The sequence below is a fragment of the Kribbella steppae genome (assembly GCF_004342025.1).
Taxonomy (GTDB): Bacteria; Actinomycetota; Actinomycetes; order Propionibacteriales; family Kribbellaceae; genus Kribbella; species Kribbella steppae.
This window is the reverse complement of sequence record NZ_SLWN01000010.1, coordinates 298,993-316,159: the sequence shown is the minus strand read 5'-3', so window position 1 is coordinate 316,159 and position 17,167 is coordinate 298,993. Positions and strand designations below refer to the sequence as shown.

General features: G+C 68.2%; 24 protein-coding genes. 17 read left to right on the top strand and 7 right to left on the bottom strand.

Going from position 1 to position 17,167, the window contains the following annotated elements:
• Window positions 1-149: 149 nt before the first annotated feature.
• The 4 genes from EV652_RS28980 to EV652_RS28965 all read left to right on the top strand — a co-directional run bounded on the left by EV652_RS28980 (window position 150) and on the right by EV652_RS28965 (window position 3,128).
• A complete protein-coding gene (locus EV652_RS28980; protein ID WP_132212424.1) occupies window positions 150-1,901 on the top strand; it encodes a SulP family inorganic anion transporter in 1,752 nt (583 codons plus the stop codon).
• A gap of 137 nt (window positions 1,902-2,038) precedes the next feature.
• The gene (locus EV652_RS28975; protein ID WP_132212423.1) at window positions 2,039-2,383 is read left to right on the top strand and encodes a carboxymuconolactone decarboxylase; all 345 of its coding nucleotides are present in this window, start codon (window positions 2,039-2,041) and stop codon (window positions 2,381-2,383) included.
• A 230-nt stretch (window positions 2,384-2,613) separates the two neighbouring features.
• Complete coding sequence (locus tag EV652_RS28970) at window positions 2,614-2,886, top strand: hypothetical protein (RefSeq protein WP_132212422.1); 273 nt, start codon at window positions 2,614-2,616, stop codon at window positions 2,884-2,886.
• Window positions 2,883-3,128 (top strand): hypothetical protein, encoded by a 246-nt coding sequence (locus EV652_RS28965; RefSeq protein WP_132212421.1) that lies wholly within the window; start codon window positions 2,883-2,885, stop codon window positions 3,126-3,128. The genes EV652_RS28970 and EV652_RS28965 overlap by 4 nt, the downstream gene beginning before the upstream one ends.
• A 25-nt stretch (window positions 3,129-3,153) precedes the next feature.
• Here EV652_RS28965 and EV652_RS28960 read toward each other — a convergent pair whose 3' ends face one another.
• Window positions 3,154-3,840: a TetR/AcrR family transcriptional regulator gene (locus EV652_RS28960; RefSeq protein WP_132212420.1), complete on the bottom strand. Its 687-nt coding sequence runs from the start codon at window positions 3,838-3,840 to the stop codon at window positions 3,154-3,156.
• 136 nt (window positions 3,841-3,976) lie between these two features.
• Here EV652_RS28960 and EV652_RS28955 point away from each other — a divergent pair, with 136 nt between their 5' ends.
• From EV652_RS28955 to EV652_RS28930, 7 genes are all read left to right on the top strand, one after another.
• Window positions 3,977-4,933, top strand: coding sequence for an NAD-dependent epimerase/dehydratase family protein (locus EV652_RS28955; RefSeq protein ID WP_132212419.1), 957 nt, complete (start codon window positions 3,977-3,979; stop codon window positions 4,931-4,933).
• Window positions 4,934-5,066: 133 nt separating this feature from the next.
• Window positions 5,067-5,741, top strand: coding sequence for an LmeA family phospholipid-binding protein (locus EV652_RS28950; RefSeq protein WP_242002075.1), 675 nt, complete (start codon window positions 5,067-5,069; stop codon window positions 5,739-5,741).
• Between the two features lie 63 nt (window positions 5,742-5,804).
• Window positions 5,805-5,933, top strand: a complete 129-nt coding sequence (locus EV652_RS45865; protein WP_255512641.1) for a hypothetical protein — start codon at window positions 5,805-5,807, stop codon at window positions 5,931-5,933.
• Window positions 5,934-6,055: 122 nt separating this feature from the next.
• Window positions 6,056-7,021, top strand: coding sequence for an aldo/keto reductase (locus EV652_RS28945; RefSeq protein WP_132212417.1), 966 nt, complete (start codon window positions 6,056-6,058; stop codon window positions 7,019-7,021).
• A gap of 55 nt (window positions 7,022-7,076) precedes the next feature.
• On the top strand, window positions 7,077-7,931 hold the full coding sequence (locus EV652_RS28940; protein ID WP_132212416.1) for a helix-turn-helix transcriptional regulator: 855 nt from the start codon (window positions 7,077-7,079) through the stop codon (window positions 7,929-7,931).
• Window positions 7,932-8,001: 70 nt separating this feature from the next.
• Window positions 8,002-8,676, top strand: a complete 675-nt coding sequence (locus EV652_RS28935; protein WP_132212415.1) for a PadR family transcriptional regulator — start codon at window positions 8,002-8,004, stop codon at window positions 8,674-8,676.
• Window positions 8,673-9,113 (top strand): DUF1707 SHOCT-like domain-containing protein, encoded by a 441-nt coding sequence (locus tag EV652_RS28930; protein WP_132212414.1) that lies wholly within the window; start codon window positions 8,673-8,675, stop codon window positions 9,111-9,113. The genes EV652_RS28935 and EV652_RS28930 overlap by 4 nt, the downstream gene beginning before the upstream one ends.
• Here the strand turns inward: EV652_RS28930 and EV652_RS28925 are convergent.
• Window positions 9,049-9,492: a VOC family protein gene (locus tag EV652_RS28925; RefSeq protein ID WP_242002074.1), complete on the bottom strand. Its 444-nt coding sequence runs from the start codon at window positions 9,490-9,492 to the stop codon at window positions 9,049-9,051. The genes EV652_RS28930 and EV652_RS28925 overlap by 65 nt on opposite strands.
• A gap of 68 nt (window positions 9,493-9,560) precedes the next feature.
• Here EV652_RS28925 and EV652_RS28920 point away from each other — a divergent pair, with 68 nt between their 5' ends.
• The 3 genes from EV652_RS28920 to EV652_RS28910 all read left to right on the top strand — a co-directional run bounded on the left by EV652_RS28920 (window position 9,561) and on the right by EV652_RS28910 (window position 11,425).
• Window positions 9,561-9,926 (top strand): hypothetical protein, encoded by a 366-nt coding sequence (locus EV652_RS28920; RefSeq protein ID WP_132212412.1) that lies wholly within the window; start codon window positions 9,561-9,563, stop codon window positions 9,924-9,926.
• A gap of 63 nt (window positions 9,927-9,989) precedes the next feature.
• Window positions 9,990-10,610: a dihydrofolate reductase family protein gene (locus tag EV652_RS28915; RefSeq protein ID WP_132212411.1), complete on the top strand. Its 621-nt coding sequence runs from the start codon at window positions 9,990-9,992 to the stop codon at window positions 10,608-10,610.
• Window positions 10,607-11,425, top strand: a complete 819-nt coding sequence (locus EV652_RS28910) for a PhzF family phenazine biosynthesis protein (protein ID WP_132212410.1) — start codon at window positions 10,607-10,609, stop codon at window positions 11,423-11,425. The genes EV652_RS28915 and EV652_RS28910 overlap by 4 nt, the downstream gene beginning before the upstream one ends.
• Here the strand turns inward: EV652_RS28910 and lplAB are convergent.
• Window positions 11,409-12,440, bottom strand: a complete 1,032-nt coding sequence (gene lplAB / locus EV652_RS28905; RefSeq protein ID WP_369410048.1) for a lipoate-protein ligase LplAB — start codon at window positions 12,438-12,440, stop codon at window positions 11,409-11,411. The genes EV652_RS28910 and lplAB overlap by 17 nt on opposite strands.
• A 96-nt stretch (window positions 12,441-12,536) precedes the next feature.
• Here lplAB and EV652_RS28900 point away from each other — a divergent pair, with 96 nt between their 5' ends.
• Window positions 12,537-13,163: a hemerythrin domain-containing protein gene (locus EV652_RS28900; protein WP_158441268.1), complete on the top strand. Its 627-nt coding sequence runs from the start codon at window positions 12,537-12,539 to the stop codon at window positions 13,161-13,163.
• Here the strand turns inward: EV652_RS28900 and EV652_RS28895 are convergent.
• The 4 genes from EV652_RS28895 to EV652_RS28880 form a co-directional block, all read right to left on the bottom strand.
• On the bottom strand, window positions 13,102-13,596 hold the full coding sequence (locus EV652_RS28895; RefSeq protein ID WP_199238448.1) for a dioxygenase family protein: 495 nt from the start codon (window positions 13,594-13,596) through the stop codon (window positions 13,102-13,104). The two genes, EV652_RS28900 and EV652_RS28895, sit on opposite strands and share 62 nt — an antisense overlap.
• Before the next feature lie 144 nt (window positions 13,597-13,740).
• Window positions 13,741-14,307 carry an adenylate kinase gene (locus EV652_RS28890; protein ID WP_255512640.1) on the bottom strand — a complete coding sequence of 189 codons (567 nt, stop codon included), beginning with the start codon at window positions 14,305-14,307 and terminating at the stop codon, window positions 13,741-13,743.
• Between the two features lie 93 nt (window positions 14,308-14,400).
• Entirely contained in the window at window positions 14,401-14,775 is a 375-nt protein-coding gene (locus EV652_RS28885; protein WP_132212406.1) for a VOC family protein, read from the bottom strand.
• A 2-nt stretch (window positions 14,776-14,777) separates the two neighbouring features.
• A complete protein-coding gene (locus EV652_RS28880) occupies window positions 14,778-15,149 on the bottom strand; it encodes a YciI family protein (protein WP_132212405.1) in 372 nt (123 codons plus the stop codon).
• 93 nt (window positions 15,150-15,242) lie between these two features.
• Here EV652_RS28880 and EV652_RS28875 point away from each other — a divergent pair, with 93 nt between their 5' ends.
• Window positions 15,243-16,421 carry a sensor histidine kinase gene (locus EV652_RS28875; protein ID WP_158441267.1) on the top strand — a complete coding sequence of 393 codons (1,179 nt, stop codon included), beginning with the start codon at window positions 15,243-15,245 and terminating at the stop codon, window positions 16,419-16,421.
• A complete protein-coding gene (locus tag EV652_RS28870; RefSeq protein WP_132212403.1) occupies window positions 16,418-17,077 on the top strand; it encodes a response regulator transcription factor in 660 nt (219 codons plus the stop codon). Before EV652_RS28875 ends, EV652_RS28870 begins: the two co-directional genes overlap by 4 nt.
• Window positions 17,078-17,167: the final 90 nt, after the last annotated feature.

Sequence of the window (17,167 nt, the reverse complement as noted above, 5' to 3'; positions counted from 1 at the left end):
CGAACGATGCCCTCCAGGCGACCACCTGAGGAGGACCGACGTGCCCGGACTCAGACAATCGCCCTGTCTCATGACGGCCGTGACGGCAGGGGGCGGCGGATGACCTCGCCCTGCTTCTCGATCCGTGCCCAGATGGTCGGCTGACCACCATGCCGGCGCTGACCGATCGACCCGACGTGACTCCGCCTCGATGGCAGGAGTACGTACCTGGTCTGGCGCTGGCGAGGTCGTACGAGCGGGCATGGTTGCCCAAGGATGTGGTCGCCGGCCTCGTCTTGTCGGCGCTGCTGGTGCCGCAGGGGATGGCGTACGCACAGCTGGCGGGGCTGCCTCCGGTGACCGGGCTCTACACCTCGATCCTGTGCCTGCTCGGCTACGCGGTCTTCGGACCGTCCAGGGTGCTGGTCCTGGGTCCGGACTCGTCCCTGGGCCCGATGATCGCGGCAACGATCGCACCACTCATGCTCGCCAACGGCGACCCGGCTCGAGCCGTCGCGCTCGCCTCGATGCTGGCGATCATGGTCGGCGTGGTGATGACGGTCGCCGGGCTGGCCAAGTTCGGGTTCGTGGCGGACCTGCTGTCGAAGCCGACCCAGATCGGTTACATGAACGGGCTTGCGCTGACCATCGTGGTAGGTCAGTTGGCCAAGCTCTTCGGGTTCTCGATCGACGCCGACGGGCTGGTGGACGAGGTACGCGACTTCGTGTCGGGGCTCGCGGCCGGTGAGGCCAACACGACGGCCGCGATCCTCGGGGTGGGATCGCTCGCCGGCATCCTGCTCCTGAACCGGCTGCTGCCCAAGCTCCCGAGCGTCCTGATCGTCGTGGTGCTGGCCGCCCTCACGGTCAACACGTTCGACCTGCAGTCGCGCGGCGTCGACACGGTCGGCGTACTCCCTCAGGGTTTCCCACCCTTCGATCTCCCGTCGATCAACTGGAGCGACGTCGCACCGCTGTTGCTCGGGGCGCTCGCCATCGCGGTCGTCGCGCTCGCCGACACGATGTCGACGGCATCGTCGTTCGCCGCCCGCAAGGGGGAGCGGGTCCGCGGCAACCAGGAGATGATCGGCATCGGTGCCGCGAACGTCGCGGCCGGGTTCTTCCAGGGTTTTCCGGTCAGTACCAGCGGATCCCGCACCGCCGTCGCCGAGCAGGCCGGCTCCCGGTCCCAGGTGACGGGCGTCGTCGGCGCCGCGGTGATCACCGTCGTCCTGGTCTTCGCCACCACCCTGATGCAGTACGTACCTCAACCGACCTTGGGCGCGATCGTCATCGCCGCCGCACTGTCGCTGGCCGACATTGCCGGAACGCGTCGCCTGTGGCACCAACGCCGGGTGGAGTTCTTGCTGTCCATCATCGCGCTGCTCGGCGTCGCCCTCCTGGGTGTGCTGCCCGGCATTCTGGTCGCGGTGGGCCTGTCCATCCTCAACGTCTTCCGCCGCGCCTGGTGGCCGCACCAGGCCGAGCTCGGTCAGGTGGAGGGGATCGCGGGCCTGCACGACACCGAGAGCTACCCCGACGCCGACGTGCTGCCCGGTCTGGTCGTCTACCGTTTCGACGCGCCGCTGATCTTCGCCAACGCGCGAATGTTCGGTGAGACGGTCCGGGAGATCGCGGAGGATCACCCAGATCTCCGCTGGATCATCGTGGCCGCCGAGCCCATCACCGACGTCGACACCACGGCCGCCGACATGTTGCTGGAGCTGGACTCCTGGCTCAACGCGCGTGGTGTGTCCCTGGTCTTCGCGGAGATGAAGGATCCGGTCCGTCAGAAGATCGAGCGGTACGGGCTCACGCGCACGATCGACCCGAGGCACTTCCTCCCGACGCTCGACGAGGCTGTCGCGGAGTACAGACGGCAGACGGGCGCGAACTGGCGCGACTCGAGGAATGAGACCTGACGACGACGATTGCGGGCGGCGTTCCGGTGGCGGGGTTGGGATTCGTCCGGTCCGGATGATGTCTCGAAGTGGCAGCAGGCGCAGGGTGAGCAGTGGCGTCGGATTCGCCGTCACAGCAGACTTTCTGAGGAGAAGCCATGTCTGATCTCACCACAGCAGACACCCCCGTTCTCGATCTCCTGGCGCGGATGACCGCCGATTCCGTGGCCACGTCGACCCTCGACGTGCCGTCCATCGCGCTCGTCAGACTCGCCGCTCTGGTGGCCAGCGACGCACCTGCCGCGTCCTATGCCCTGAACCTGGCCGCCGATGCCGAGATCGGCCTCACTGCAGAAGACGTTCGCGGTGTTCTCGCCGCGATCGCCCCCATCGTCGGAACCTCGCGGGTCGCCGCGGCGACAGGCCGCATCGTGACGGCCCTCAGTATCGCTATCGAGGTAGCGATGGCGGAGCTGGAAGACGAGCGCGTCGCCGGTGCGTGACCGTAGCCCCCCGATCAGTGACGGGTCACTCGATGATGGTCGCGTCCCCCGGCCGTCGTCGTGACCCTGTCAGGCCGGTCAGGGCGATCTCCTCGGAGTACAGGCCGAGGCGCCCCGATGTCTCGACCTTCGGGGGGCTTTACTGAGGAGGTAAGCTGGTGAGACTCCGGAACAATGGCACACCAGGCGGTCTGTCGGGAACCGGCTAGCCTGATTTGAGGCGATGCCTGATGACCATCCACCCCATAGCCCCCCTGCCCAGTATTCGGCGCCGCTCGACCGCGGACCATGATCTCTCGCACCTGTACGCCGAGGTCGTCACCGCTCGCGCCGCCGAACAACTGACCCGCAGCACGAAGCGTCCGGACGACAACATCCGCAGTAACTCCCGTCGCCTCACCGCCTCCCTCAGTGCCTACGCCAGCGCATTGGAGGGATACCGGCTGCCGGTGCCACGCGCGATACGCGACGAACTGCGCCTGCGCCGTCGGTTGTCGTCATGACCGGGACGGCACAAGGCCGGTCCCAGCGTGCCCACGGCGAGCGGCTCCTCCGTAGTCTTCCGCTCCCCGGCCACGTGATCCTGCGGACGGACACCGGCTGGCGACGGGGCTGGTTGATCGCCCGGCAGAACGGGCCTAACGGCTGGGTCGGCCTCGTCCAGTACGACGACGGCCACGGCGAAATCACCGACTACTTGCCCGCCGACCGCATCGCCTCCCCGGACGTCTGGGTCGCGGAGTAAACCAGCGAGAACACCCGGGTTGTTCTTAGTTTGGTAGGCCGGTGAGGTCGGCCATCAGGCTCATGTGGTGGTCGAAGTACTCGGCGCGGGCCTCGATCATGTCGTCCAGGCGGCCGAAGACTTCGAAGTTGAGTACGCCGTACAGGTGGGTCCACGCGACCAGGACTCGATCGAGCCGTTCCTCGAGGAGGTCGCCTTGGCGCTGCTCGATGAGGCGGCGGAGGTCGGTGCGGAGCGGTGTGAACAGTGGCGACGCTGTCAGCGGGTTCAGGCGGTCGAGGCCGTCTACGACGATGTCGACGAGCAGGAGGATCACCTTGGACGCCGGCTCGACGGTGTCCTGCGGGGCGGCGTAGTCGGGCACTGGGGCGCCGTAGATGAGGCCGTACTCGGCCGGGTGTGCGAGAGCCCAGGTGCGTACGGCGCGGCAGACAGCCAGCCAGCGACCGCGGAGGTCGTCGCGAGGTACGGCGGCATCGGCCTCGGTCGCGGCGGTGGCGAGTGCGTTGTACGCGTCGATGATCAGGGCGGTGAGCAGGGCGTCGCGGCTCGGGAAGTAGCGGTAGAGGGCCGAGGCAACGATGTCCAGGTCGCGGGCCACGGCACGCAGCGAGAGGTTGGCGCCGTCCGTGGCGAGGTGCCGGCGGGCGACGCCCTTGATCTCCTGGCTCATCTCCGAGCGGACCCGGGCGCGCAGTGACGGTGCGGACATGGGGCCAGTCTGGCACAGATCCGAGAACACTGGAACGCGGCGAGAACAGTGTTCTTGACGGCGGTCGGCGGTCTGCGTACAGTGAACCTATTCGAGAACACTGTTCTCCTCAGCGTCAACGAAGGGGTTACCCGCCATGTCCCTGCACGTCATCGTCGGAGCCGGCCCTGTCGGTTCGGCCACCGCCCGCCTCCTGGCCGCTCGCGGCGAGCAGGTCCGCCTCATCACCCGCAGCGGCAGTGGACCCCAACAACTGCCCGGCCGCAGCACAAGCGGCGCCGGGATCGAGTGTGTTGCGGCGGATGCAAGTGATGAGGTGGCGCTGGAGCGGCACACCGCGGGCGCTGTCGCGTTGTACTCCTGTGCAGGGCCGGCGTATCACCGATGGACTACGGACTGGCCGCCGTTGGGGGCGGCGCTGGTTCGGGCGGCTGAGGCCAGCGGGGCCGTGCTGGTGACGACCGGGAATCTCTATGGGTACGGCGAAGTGGACGGGCCGATGACTGAGGAGATGCCGTTGCGGGCCAACTCGGTCAAGGGGCGGGTACGGGCGAAGTTGTGGGAGGACGCGCTGGCTGCGCATGAGGCTGGGCGGATCCGGACGGCTGAGGTGCGCGGGTCGGATTACCTCGGAGCCCATGCGGTGTCGCCGTTCAGCGTGATGGTGCTGCCAAAGGTGATTGCCGGGGGTCGCGGAACGGCGCCGGCTGACTTGGATGCGCCGCACAGTTGGACGTACGTCGGTGATGTGGCACGCACCCTGGTTGCAGTAGCGGCGGATGAGAAGGCGTGGGGTCGGCCGTGGCACGCGCCTACTCCCCCGCCGATGTCCATTCGGGAACTCGCCGGTCGCGCTGCTGAGCTGGCCGGAGCACCGGCTGCCCGGGTTGCCAAGATGCCGGGGGTGGCGCTGCGGTTGGCGGGGCTGTTCAACCCGGCCGCGCGGGAGATGATCGAGACCCAGTACCAGTGGCAGCGTCCGTTCGTCGTGGACTCCAAAGCCGCGACTGTTGCCTTTGGCATCGAACCCACGCCGACCGACGAAGCCCTGCGCGAAACCATCGACGGGATCCGCGCTCAAGCAGCTGTCTGAGTCCGGCCGGGGATCGTCCTTTGGTGGTGTGCCCTAGGCTGTGCGGGTCCGACGGGGCTGCTGGGCTGCCGATGGAAGGGCTGGGATGAGTTCGAGGAGACCGCGTCGGTGGTTGCGGCGTTTGGTTGTCACGGTGGTGATTCTGGGGCTGCTGGTTGTCGGTGCCGATCGGGCGGCTGCGTGGGTGGCCGAGGACCGGCTGGCGACGATGGCCGCGAAAGAGGCGGCGCAGTACGACGTCCAGGCCGCGGACACCAACGTGGAGATCGGCGGGTTCGGGTTCCTGCCGCAGGTGGTGAAGGAAGAGTTCTCGACCGTCACGCTGACCATGCAGGAGCCGACGTTCTCATCGGTCCCGGCCGAGGACCTCACCGTGACGATGAGCGGAGTTCACGTGCCGCGCGCGTTGATCACGGGCGGTTCCGGTGCGGCGGTCACCATCGACTCGACGGACATGAAGGTGCGGTTGTCTCCGGCGGAGCTGGCCAAGCTGGCGGCACGCGCGACCGGTGTCGACAATCTGGTTCTGAGCGTCGTCGACGGCAGGTTGCACGCGCGACTGTCGGTGCGCGGCAACGACGTGGACGCGACACTCAGCCCGAAGGTCGACAAGGGTCGCGTCGTCCTCGCGGTCGACGAACTGTCCGACTCGGTGCCGTCCATCCTTCGCAGTACCGTCTCCCGACTGCTCGCGAGAGGTATCACCCTGCCTGAGCTCCCATTCGGCGCCTCGCTCAAACAGGTCGCCGTCGAAGGCAACTCCGTCGTCCTCGTAGCGACCGTCGCCGACCTCGAGTTCGCCGGCTGACCTCCCCCTGTCGAGCTCCCCAGCAGCCCGCGGTCAGCTCGGGGCTGGAGCCAGGCCTACGGGATGTCCTGGATCGACTTCTACGCCCTCCACCAGGAGGCATCAGCCACCTTCAACAAGGCGATGTCGCAGCACTCCCGCGACGCCGCCCCCGGCCTGATCGCCGCAGCCTCCTCGAGAAGGCCGGTCTGACGATGACCCGCGTGAGCAAGGCGCTACCGCCGTACGACTACCACGTCATCGAGGCCGCACCCGCGCAGGACGTGTACTGACAGGGCCTGCCTGATCCTCGCGAACACCTTTAGCGTCGGGACATGGAGTATCTGAAGTTGGGCAGAACCGGACTCACCGTCAGCCGGATCGCGTTGGGATGTATGAGTTTCAGCGATCGCGACGGGTTCCATCAGTGGACGCTGGACGAGGAGAGTTCGCAGCCCTTCTTCCAGCAGGCAGTCGAGCTAGGGATCACCTTCTGGGACACGGCGAACACGTACGGCGGTGGCACCTCGGAGGAGTTCGTCGGCCGGGCGATCAGACGGTACAGCCGCCGCGAGGACGTCGTACTGGCGACCAAGGTGTGGGGCAAGATGCACGACGGCCCGGGCGGCTCCGGCCTGTCCCGTAAGGCGATTCTCGAACAGCTCGACGCGTCCCTGACCAGGCTCGGGACCGAGTACGTCGACCTGTACCAGATCCACCGCTTCGACCCGGAGACGCCGGTCGAGGAGACGATGGAGGCACTGGACGACGCGGTCCGGGCCGGCAAGGTCCGGTATCTCGGCGCGTCGTCGATGTGGGCGTGGCAGTTCGCCAAGCTGCAGCACGCGGCCGACCTCGGCGGGTGGACGCGATTCGTGTCCATGCAGAACCAGTACAACGTGATCCGGCGCGACGAAGAGGACGAGTTGCTGGCGCTCTGCGCCGACCAAGGCGTCGGTTCCATCCCCTACTCGCCACTCGCCAAAGGCCGGCTCGGACAGCCGTGGGGTCGCCAGACTCGGCGCGCGGAGACCGACCAGGTGGCCAAGGCCCTCGAGCGGAGCACCGACCGTCCCCTGGTCGATGCTGTCGAAGCAGTCGCGGCCGATCGCGGCGTACCGATGGCGCAGGTCGCGCTGGCCTGGCTGCTGACCAGGCCCGTCGTCTCCGCGCCGATCGTCGGCGCCACCAAACCGCACCACCTCACCGACGCCGTCGCCGCACTCGACCTCGAGCTCACCGAGGACGAGATCCGGCGGCTGGAGGAGCCGTACGTCGCGCAGCGCCGCAACTGGTACTGAGGGAGGTACTGACAGGGAATCCCACCCTGCGGAGCGCCGCGCTAGCCTCGAAAGCATGGACAACCGCAGCGAGATCCGCGAGTTCCTGGCCAGCCGGCGGGCGAAGATCAGCCCGCAGCAGGCCGGACTCGGTGGGCTGCACAGCGGTCACCGCAGGGTCCCGGGCCTCCGCCGCGAGGAGGTCGCGCTGCTGGCGGGCGTCAGTGTCGAGTACTACGCCCGCCTCGAGCGCGGCAACCTCGGCGGCGTCTCCGAAAGCGTCCTCGACGCCCTGTCCGGCGCACTCCAGCTGGACGAGGCCGAGCGCCAGCACCTCTACGACCTGGCCCGTACGGCCGGCGCAACCCCACGGACGACGCGACGTCGCCGTACCACTGACGAAGTCCGGCCGAGTGTCGTCGCCATGCTCGAGTCGATGACCGAGGCGCCGGCGTTCGTCCGCAACGGCCGGCTCGACCTCCTGGCCGTCAACCGGCTGGCCCAAGCCCTGTTCGCGCCCGCCTTCGCAGCCGAGGCCCGCCCGGTCAACCTTGCCCGGTTCGTCTTCCTCGATCCGGTCGCCAGGACCTTCCATCCCAACTGGGAGCACTCGGCGAACACCACCGTCGCATTGCTCCGGACCGAGGCCGGCCGCGATCCGTACAACCGCAACCTGACCGACCTGGTCGGCGAGCTCTCCACCCGGAGCGACGAGTTCCGGACCCGCTGGGCCGCGCACGACGTCCGGCTGCACCACTCCGGCGTCAAACACTTCCACCACTCGGAGGTCGGCGCGCTCGAGCTGAACTTCGAGGCGATGCCGCTGCCGGCCGATCCCGGTCTCACCCTGACCGCCTACAACGCCGCGCCGGGCACTCCGTCGTACGACGGCCTCCGCCTACTCGCCAGCTTGGAGATCGTGCACAGCTGACCCTTGGGTTGCGATCGTTCGCGATATATCGTCGACGTATCGCAAACTCACCTGAGGGACGGTGGTCGGGATGACCGGATCGACATACGCCGCGGGGTGGCCCTGGCAGTACATCGCACGGCACTGCTCAGCTTTCGACGACATCAAAGACGAGTTGCGCGCCGCGATGACCGGCCGGCGCACGCATCACGGGCACGGGCAGTCCCCGTTCGGGACGCAGTGGGGCCCGTTCGGCGGCCAGATGTTCGGCCCGCCGTGGGGGCCGCCGCCGCGCTGGCGCGGACCCAAGGCCCGGCGCGGTGACGTCCGCGCCGCCATCCTCGCCGTCCTGGCCGAGCAGCCGATGAACGGCTACCAGCTCATCCAGGAGATCGCCGAGCGCAGCGGCGGGGCGTGGAAGCCGAGCCCGGGCTCGATCTACCCGACCCTGCAGCAACTCGAGGACGAGGGCCTCGTCACCGCCGACGCCGAGGTCGGCCGCCGTACCTTCACCCTGACCGACGAGGGACGCACGTACGTCGCCGAGCACGCCGACGAGGTGTCGGCACCGTGGCAGGCGATGAGCGCACCGGCCGAGGACGAGAACGGGCTGAAACCGATGCTCGGCCAGGTCGCGACGGCGATGTGGCAGATCCTCGCGACCGGTACGCCGGAGCAGCAGGCGCGGGCCAAGGACGCGGTCGCCGAGCTGCGGCGCAAGCTGTACGGCATCCTCGCCGACGACGAGCAGGACGACCGGTCATGACCTCGTACCTCCCGGAGCGCCACGGCCCGGTCCGGATCGGCGATGCCGAACGCGATCAGGCCGTGGCCGTGCTCAGTGACCACTTCGTCGCGGGCCGGCTGACGCAGGACGAGTTCGAGGAGCGCAGCGAGCACGCGACGCGGGCCCGGTACGCCGACGACCTCACCCTGTTGTTCGACGACCTCCCGGATCCGGCCGAGCTGCAACTCGCCCAGGGTCCGTGGTCGCCGCAGCCGGTCCGGCCCCGGCGCCGCCAGGGCCCGCCGCCGCCGATCCTGATGCTGGTGCCGATCCTGATGATCGGCCTCGTCATCTCGGCGGTCATCCTGACCGCGCCGTGGCTGCTGTGGGGTCTGTTCTGGATCGCCTTGTTCAGCGGGGCTCATCGCCACCGCTGGCAGCACCAGAACCATCATCACCGCCACTACCACCGCTGACCCGCCCTCGGCGCCGAGGGATCTCCTGCGCGAACTCGACGACAAAGCCGTCGGGATCCGCGATATGCACCGTCCGGTGTCCCCACGGACGGTCGGCCGGCCCGCTGAGCACCGTCACGCCCTGGGCCGCGAGGCGATCGGCGCACGCGTCCACATCCTCGACGACCAACACGATCTCCGCCGCCGGCCCCGGCGACACGGCCTGCCCGGTCAACCACTCCGCCCGGCGCCGCTCGTACAACGCGAACCGCGTCCCGTCCGTCCCGAATTCCGCATACCCCGCATCGGTGAACTTGTACGGCAACCCGATCACGTCCCGGTAGAACTCCACCGAGCGCTCGAGATCCTCGACGTACAAGATCACATAGCCAAGCTCCACAACCCTCACGCTAGCCGCTGACTGTCGGCAGGACGGCCTAATCTCGGCAGTGACGAGAGGAGAGTCTGGTGTACGACGGGGCGTTGATTCTGGAGAGTCTCCGGGTGGGGACGGAGTTGTCGGGGATTCCGGTGGTGGTGCGGAAGATCAGCCGGTACGACGTCAGTAGTGCGACGACTGATCAGCCTCCGGTGTGGTCGGTGCTGGAGTTCGAGGTGGAGGACTGGCATGCCGAGGCGCTGGCCAAGGACCTGGCGGCAGCGCTGGACGCGCCCGGGTGGTACGCCGACTTCCACAACGACAAGGAGATCTTCGTAGTGTTTCCTGGTCGGGTGTTCCGGTATCCGCGCGGCGATGCTGCGGCCCGCGAGGAGGCGCAGAGGTTCGGGCGGGAGTTGGGGATCCCGGAGCCGCAGCTGGACTGGACCGAGTAGCCATGTCAAAGCCGGCGCAACTGCTCCGACCGACGGGTGCGAGCACGACCTGAGGAGACTGACATGGCCAAGGTCCGGGTACACAACTTCACCATCACGCTCGACGGCTTCAGCGCCGGGGTGAACCAGCGGATGGATGCGCCGTTCGGGGACGGCGTGGACAAGCTGCACGACTGGATGTTCGCGGCGCAGGAGAACAACGCGACCGGCATCGACGCGGAGCGGATCGGCCGGTGGAACGAGAGCGTCGGCGCGACGATCATGGGCCGGAACATGTTCGGCCCCATCCGCGGGGAGTGGGAGGACGAGTCCTGGAAGGGCTGGTGGGGCGACAACCCGCCGTACCACCACGATGTCTTCGTCCACACGCACCACCCGCGCGAGTCGTTCCCGATGGAGGGCGGTACGACGTTCCACTTCTACGACGAGCCGGTCGAGAAAGTGCTCGAGCGCGCTGTCGAGGCGGCCAAGGGCAAGGATGTGGTGATCGCCGGTGGGGCTGCGACGGTCCAGCAGTACCTGCGCGCCGGGCTGATCGACGAGCTGAACCTCGTCGTGGCCCCGCTCCTGGTCGGCGCCGGCGAACGCCTCTTCGACAATCTCGAAGACGCCCTGGGAAACTACGAGGTGACCGAGATGGTGAGCTCCCCCGCCGTCACCCACGTCACGTTGAGGCGCCGATGACCGAAGTACTCCGCTACACAGCCTTCACCACCGATCCGGCCGGCGGAAATCCCGCCGGAGTCGTCCTCGATGCCCGCGGGCTCGACGACGCGGCGATGCAAGCGATTGCGGCCGAGGTCGGGTACTCCGAGACGGCCTTCGTGACCGGCGAATACCAGGTGAGGTACTTCTCCCCCAAGGCGGAAGTCCCGTTCTGCGGTCACGCGACCGTGGCCACCGCGGTCGCGCTGGCGGAGCGGATCGGCCCGGGCGAGGTGGTGTTCTCGACCGCGGCCGGGCTCGTGCCGATCGTCGTGGACGAAGGGCTGCGGGCAACACTCACGAGCGTCGAGCCGTACGTCGAGGAGGCCGGCGACATCAGCGAGGTCTTGGACATCCTCGGCTGGCGCGCAGACCAACTCGACCCCGCGTTGCCGCCGGCCATCGGGTACGCCGGGGCACGCCATCTGATCGTGAGTACGGCGACCCGGCAACGACTCGCCGAGCTCGACTACGACTTCGATCGACTGCTCGCGTACATGCTCGAGCGTGATCTCACCACCCTGCAGTTGGTGTGGCGGGAGTCCGCGACCACCTTCCACGTTCGCGATCCGTTCCCGGTCGGCGGTGTGGTCGAGGATCCGGCGACCGGTGCTGCAGCTGCCGCGTTCGGGGCGTACCTGCGTGAGCGCGGCATCGTCCAGGCGCCCGTGACGCTCACGCTCCACCAGGGCTACGACCTGGGCCGGCCGAGCGAGATCCAGGTCGAGCTGCGGACCGACGACAACCGGGTCCGGGTGAGTGGCAACGCCGTACCGATCAAGGAACGCGGATGAGCCAGTCGTCGGTGCCGAACTTGCTGAGCACGCGGTCTTCGGCCTGCTCCACGGTTGTGGGGTCGATGGCGCCGGGCTTGAGGCCGTAGCGATTCGCGAAGGATGCGACCATCCGGTCGATCACCTCGGCGCGGTCGAGGCCGGTCTGGCTGCGGAGCGGGTCGACGCGCTTGTTGGCGCTCGTGGTGCCCTTGTCGGACAGCTTCTCGCGGCCGATCCGCAGGACCTCGAGCATCTTCGCGGCGTCCATGTCGTAGGCCATCGTGACGTGATGCAAGACGGCGCCGCCCGCCAACCGCTTCTGCGCGGCGCCGGCGATCTTGCCCGCGGGCGAGGTGATGTCGTTGATCGGCTGGTACGTCGCCGCGATGCCGAGGTCGTTGAGCGCTCCGATGACCCAGTCGTCCAGGAACGCGTACGACTCGGTGAACGACAACCCGGACACCAGTGACTCGGGGACGTAGAGCGAGTACGTGATCGTGTTCCCCGGTTCGACGAACATGGCTCCGCCGCCGCTGATCCGACGTACCACTGTCACGTCGTGCTGGGCGGCACCGTCCAGGTCGACCTCGTTGCTGAGTGACTGGAAGCTGCCGATGATGACCGCATTCGAGGCCCACTCCCAGACGCGGAGCGTGGGCGGGCGCTCACCGGAACCGACCTGCTCGGTCAGCACCTCGTCGAGCGCCATCTGCAACGCGGGCTCCCGCGGTACGTCGTGCACGAACTCCCACTCGTGGTCACGCCAACCGGTCGCGCCTGTCAGGGCACGCCGTACGGCGACCGCCACTGCCTCCGGCGAGAACCCGAGCATCTCGACGCCGTCACCCAGTACGGCGCGCACCCGCGCAGCCACCTGAGCCGCCGGAGTCGCGACCGGCAAACCGGCGAGCGCACCGTTGATCCGCTCCAGCGCGTCGTCCGGCTCGAGGAAGAAGTCTCCGCTGATCTGAGCCCGCCGTACGTGCTCGTCGACTACCTCGAGGTCCGCGACAACGAGCTTTCCGCCCGGCACTTTGTACTCACCATGCATATCTGTGGACAACTTGCCGGGAGCCACAAATGTTCCCCGGGGAAACACTTCGGCCTACACTCCGAAACCATGGCGGAAATGATGAGTATGAATAAGGCGATCCACGCCGCTTTCCGGCGGGATCTGCAGCGATTCATCGACGCGTTGGGGCGGTTTCCGGCGGGGGATCGGCAGCGGGCGGAGCAATTGTCTACGGCCTGGGCCAACTTCGACGAGCAACTGACGCACCACCACCAGGGTGAGCACGACATCGCCTGGCCGGCGCTGGCGTCGGTCGGCGTGAGCCACGAGCTGCTCACCCAGATGGATGCCGAGCACGACACGATGGCGGAGGCACTGACCGCGACCCGCAATGCGCTCGCGACCCTGCGCAGTACGGCGAGTGCCGAGGACGCGGCGGCCGCGCTGACTGCGATGCAGGAGTTGCAGCGAGTCACGGTGCTGCACCTGGATCACGAGGAGGCCGCGATCGAGCCGGTGTACCTGGAGAAGAAGGACTCCGCCGAGATCAAGGCGATGGGCCGGCAGTTCGCCAAGGTCAGCCCGTCGCAGGGCGGCACGTTCTTCGCCTGGGCCCTCGACGGCGCCGGCCCGGAAGAGTCCGCGGCGATCACCGGCACCGTGCCCAAGCCGGTCCTGACCATCATCTCCGGCGTCTTCGGCCGGAACTACCGCAAGTCCGTCGCTCCCGTCTGGCGCAGCTGAAGGAGGCCCGAGCCCCGGGATTGCCGGGGCTCGGGGCAGCCGTCAGGCCGTCGGCGTTGCGGTGGACGCGTCGGTAGGCGGCCTTGAACTCTTCGGTGAAGTAGATCTGCGACGTGAACTCGTACGGGTTGCCGTCGGTGCCTGTCGTCTGCACCTTCACGTGAGTGTGGACGGTCCGGCCCTGGTACCAGCCGGGTAGAACGGTGGTGAACTTGACGATGCCGCCGCGGTTCGTCACCTGGTAGCCGCGCAGGAAGTTCTTGCCGGTGGTGCCTTCGGCCGCGATATCGGAGTAGATGCCGGCCGCGTCACAGTGCCAGATGTCGACAGTTGCACCCGGCAACGGCGTGCAGGCGCGCTCCCCCACTTGCAGGATGTGCAGCACCAGGGTGAACGCCGTACCGGCAACCTTCGATCCGTCCGAGGTGTCCACCCGGATATCCGACCGATTGAGCCGTTCGTCCCGTGCGAAGGCAATGACGCTAGAAAGAGCCGCTGTGAAAGCCCCTCGGCTTTCCTGGCAGTACGCCGTGAACGTCAGCGCTGGTGCTCAACCGGCAGCCGGGCCGGTGGGAGGTCACTCAGCCGGTGTGAGTGCGCAGGCGACCTCGAGGACGCGTTCGCGGACCTCGTCGATCTCGCCGTTGCCGTCGACCTCGCGCAGCAGGCCGCGGCCGCCGTACAGGCTGATGAGCGGGACGGTCTGGTCCGCGTACACCTGCAGCCGGCGCCGGATCACTTCCTCGGTGTCGTCCGAGCGGTGCTCGATCTCGGCCCGGCGGAGCAGGCGTCGTACCAGGGGTTCCTGATCGACCTGCAGGACGACGACCGCGTCGACGGTGCAGATCTCGTCCAGCACAGCCACCTGGTCGACGGTGCGCGGGTAGCCGTCGAGCAGGAAGCCCGAGCGGGTGTCGTCGGCCGCGAGGCGCTCGCGGATCATCGCGTTGGTGACCTCGTCCGGGACGTACTCACCGGCGTCCATGTGCCGCTGCGCAGTTCGGCCCAGGTCGGTCCCGGAGGCGACCTGGGCACGGAAAATGTCACCGGTCGAGATGACCGGGACACCGAGACGACCGGCGAGCAGCTCGGCATGAGTTCCCTTGCCGGCTCCCGGCGGACCCATCAAGACGACGGTCGTCACGGTCGGCTCTCCTGACTCTCGGTAAGGTTCAACAGAGTAGGAGAAGTTCCGCGGCGGCGGTACGGCGTACATCACGTCCGGACGCGAACTACGTCACCCCAGCGGATCCCAGGTCGACAGGCAGAACGGGTGCCCGGCCGGGTCCGCGAAGACCAGGCAGTGGTCGTCGTTCGGCTGATGGTCGTACCTGGTCGCCCCGGCGGCGAGCACCCTCGCCGCGGTCGAGTCCAGATCGTCGACGGTGAAGTCGAGGTGCATCTGGATCGGCGTCGCCGGATCCGGCCAGGTCGGCGGGACGTAGGCGGGATCGGTCTGGAAGTCGATCCGCCCACCCGGCCCGTCCATCGAGGCCCAGACCGGATCGACGTACACGACCTTCCCGCCGGTGATCTCGGCGTAGAAGCGCGCCAGCGCAGTCGCATCGGGGCAGTTCAGCGTCGGCGATGCGAGCCTGATCGCGTCGGACATGCTCACATCACCGGCCGGAGTTCCACCGTGTCGCCGGGGCCGGCGAACTTGGTGGCGATCTCCTCGGCCCGCTCGCGGGTGGCGAAGTCGAACAGGAAGAACCCCGCCAACTGCTCCTTCGCCTCGGCGTACGGCCCGTCGGTACTCACCGGCCGGCCGCCGTGCCACCGGTAGACACTCGACGAGGCCGGCGCATCGAGCGCCGCCGCCGTCAAGAACTCCCCCGATGCGTTCAGCTCGGCGAGCAGTTCATCGAACTCCTTGTACATCTGCTCCCGCTGCGCCACCGGGATCGCGCGCCCCACCTCGGTGAAGTCGACGGTCGGGTGCCCCCACGGCTGCGGATTGGAATGAATCAGGATCACGTACTTCACGACATCCTCCTGTGGTGTGCGTCGATACGCAGGAGACGTCGGAAGCGACGTGCCGTGCTCGACACTTCTTCGCGGTGTATCACAATCGGCTGCATGAAGGCTGACGTCAGTGCAGAGCCGTGGGCCTCGAGTCCGGTGTGGTTTCGGCGCCCGGCAGTGCTGCACGCCGCGACGGCGGTGCTCATCGCGGTGTCGGCGTCGGTGGAGCTCGTCCGGATCGTGGCCGACCGGGCCGGGGTCATGGCCTTCGCAGCGCTGCTCATCACGGTCGCCGGGGCCGCGCTGGCCCGCTGGCGGCCCTGGCCGGGTCTGGCGGTCGCGGCCGCAGGCTGCCTGATCTCCGCCCTGGTCGGGTGGGATCCGATCGTGATGTGGAGCATCACGGTGTTCGCGCTGTTCTCGCTCACCTTGGACGGCCTGCCGGCCGTCCGCGGCACGGTCTTCGTCGGTGCCGCGCTCTATCTGGTCACCGCGATCGCGCAGGACTACGACTTCCTGAGCCTGCAATCCTTCCCGGCCGTGGTCTCCGCAGTGGCCGGTGGCGCCACGGGCGCCGCGATCCGCATTCATCAGCAGTACTGGATGTCGCTCGAGCAACGGGCGGCGGATGCCGAGGCGACGCGCGACATCGAGGCAACCCGGCGGGTGGCCGAGGAGCGGCTCCGGATCGCCCGCGACCTGCACGACGTGGTCGGTCACCAGGTCGCCGTCGTGAGCATGCACCTTGGAGTCGCCGAGGTGGGTCTGCCACCCGGAGCCGACTCGACGCGTACGGCGCTCGACGCGGCGCGGACCGGCGTACGGTCGGTCCTGCTCGAGACGCAGCGCATCCTGGAACTGCTCCGCCGCGGCACCGACGACGACCCGGCAGCCGAACCTGCGCCCGAGCTCAGCCGACTGCCCGAACTGGTGGAGTCGTATCGCCAGATCGGGCTGCGGATCGAGTCCACCGTCGGCGAGATCCCGGCGACGATCGATCCGGCGGTCAGCCTGACGGCGTACCGGATCGTCCAGGAGGCGCTCACGAACGCGCACCGGCACGGGGACGGTACGGCGACGTTGAGCGTGACTTCTGTGGACCGGCGGTTGCTGATCGAGGTGGTCAATCCACGCGGGCCCGGTGGCACGGTCGAGCGGATCGGCGGCGGTTACGGTCTGGTCGGCGTCCGGGAGCGGGTCGAGTCGGCCGGTGGGCGGCTCACGGTGAGCGACGAGGACGGTACGTTCCGGTTGAGCGTCGTACTGACCGTTGACGGGAGCAACCTCAGATGACGCGCATCCTGATCGTCGACGACCAGGAGATGATCCGGGTCGGTCTCCGGTCGATCCTGCAGACACATGCGCCCTTCGAGGTGGTCGGGGACGTCGGGGACGGGCTGCAGGCGGTGCGGTTCCTGCAGGAGCAGCCGGTGGACGTCGTCCTGATGGACATCCGGATGCCCGGCGTGGACGGGGTTGAGGCGACCAGGCGGATCCGGGAGACGTCCCCGGCGGAGCGGACCCGGATCATCATCCTGACTACCTTCGAGCAGGACGAACTCGTGCTCACCGCGCTCCGGGCCGGGGCGAACGGCTTCCTGAGCAAGGCGGTCGGGCCGACCGAGCTCATCACCGGCGTCGAGGAGGTCGCGGCAGGTGGCGGCGCGTTGTCGGCCGCGGCGTCGGCGGCGCTGATCGGGCACGTCAGCGAGCAGCCATCGGTGACCGTCGACGAGGCGATGGCGGCCCGGTTCGGCGAGCTGACGCCGAAGGAGCGGGAGGTGGTGGTCGCGATCGCGTCCGGGCTGGACAACGCACAGATCGCCGCGGGCATGTTCCTGTCGCCGTACACGGTGAAGACCCATCTGAACCGGGCGATGACGAAGGTCGGGGCGAAGGACCGGGCCCAGCTGGTCGCGTTCGCCTACCGGGCGGGTATCGCCCGCTGATCTACTGCGATCGCAGTAGATCGATCGCTGCGTCCGGACGATTCGGCGAGCGGCCGAAATCCAGAGGATGAATCACGCCAAACGTCTCTT

Bases quoted from the DNA above. Each gene is read 5' to 3' on its own strand.
- EV652_RS28910 (WP_132212410.1), top strand. From the start codon at position 10,607: ATGACCGAAGTACTCCGCTACACAGCCTTCACCACCGATCCGGCCGGC.
- EV652_RS28965 (WP_132212421.1), top strand. From the start codon at position 2,883: ATGACCGGGACGGCACAAGGCCGGTCCCAGCGTGCCCACGGCGAGCGG.
- EV652_RS28875 (WP_158441267.1), top strand. From the start codon at position 15,243: ATGAAGGCTGACGTCAGTGCAGAGCCGTGGGCCTCGAGTCCGGTGTGG.
- EV652_RS28960 (WP_132212420.1), bottom strand. From the start codon at position 3,840: ATGTCCGCACCGTCACTGCGCGCCCGGGTCCGCTCGGAGATGAGCCAG.
- EV652_RS28900 (WP_158441268.1), top strand. From the start codon at position 12,537: ATGATGAGTATGAATAAGGCGATCCACGCCGCTTTCCGGCGGGATCTG.
- EV652_RS28980 (WP_132212424.1), top strand. From the start codon at position 150: ATGCCGGCGCTGACCGATCGACCCGACGTGACTCCGCCTCGATGGCAG.
- EV652_RS28930 (WP_132212414.1), top strand. From the start codon at position 8,673: ATGACCTCGTACCTCCCGGAGCGCCACGGCCCGGTCCGGATCGGCGAT.
- EV652_RS28915 (WP_132212411.1), top strand. From the start codon at position 9,990: ATGGCCAAGGTCCGGGTACACAACTTCACCATCACGCTCGACGGCTTC.
- EV652_RS28885 (WP_132212406.1), bottom strand. From the start codon at position 14,775: ATGTCCGACGCGATCAGGCTCGCATCGCCGACGCTGAACTGCCCCGAT.
- EV652_RS28955 (WP_132212419.1), top strand. From the start codon at position 3,977: ATGTCCCTGCACGTCATCGTCGGAGCCGGCCCTGTCGGTTCGGCCACC.
- EV652_RS28940 (WP_132212416.1), top strand. From the start codon at position 7,077: ATGGACAACCGCAGCGAGATCCGCGAGTTCCTGGCCAGCCGGCGGGCG.
- EV652_RS28945 (WP_132212417.1), top strand. From the start codon at position 6,056: ATGGAGTATCTGAAGTTGGGCAGAACCGGACTCACCGTCAGCCGGATC.
- EV652_RS28935 (WP_132212415.1), top strand. From the start codon at position 8,002: ATGACCGGATCGACATACGCCGCGGGGTGGCCCTGGCAGTACATCGCA.
- EV652_RS28975 (WP_132212423.1), top strand. From the start codon at position 2,039: ATGTCTGATCTCACCACAGCAGACACCCCCGTTCTCGATCTCCTGGCG.
- EV652_RS28970 (WP_132212422.1), top strand. From the start codon at position 2,614: ATGACCATCCACCCCATAGCCCCCCTGCCCAGTATTCGGCGCCGCTCG.
- EV652_RS45865 (WP_255512641.1), top strand. From the start codon at position 5,805: ATGTCCTGGATCGACTTCTACGCCCTCCACCAGGAGGCATCAGCCACC.
- EV652_RS28870 (WP_132212403.1), top strand. From the start codon at position 16,418: ATGACGCGCATCCTGATCGTCGACGACCAGGAGATGATCCGGGTCGGT.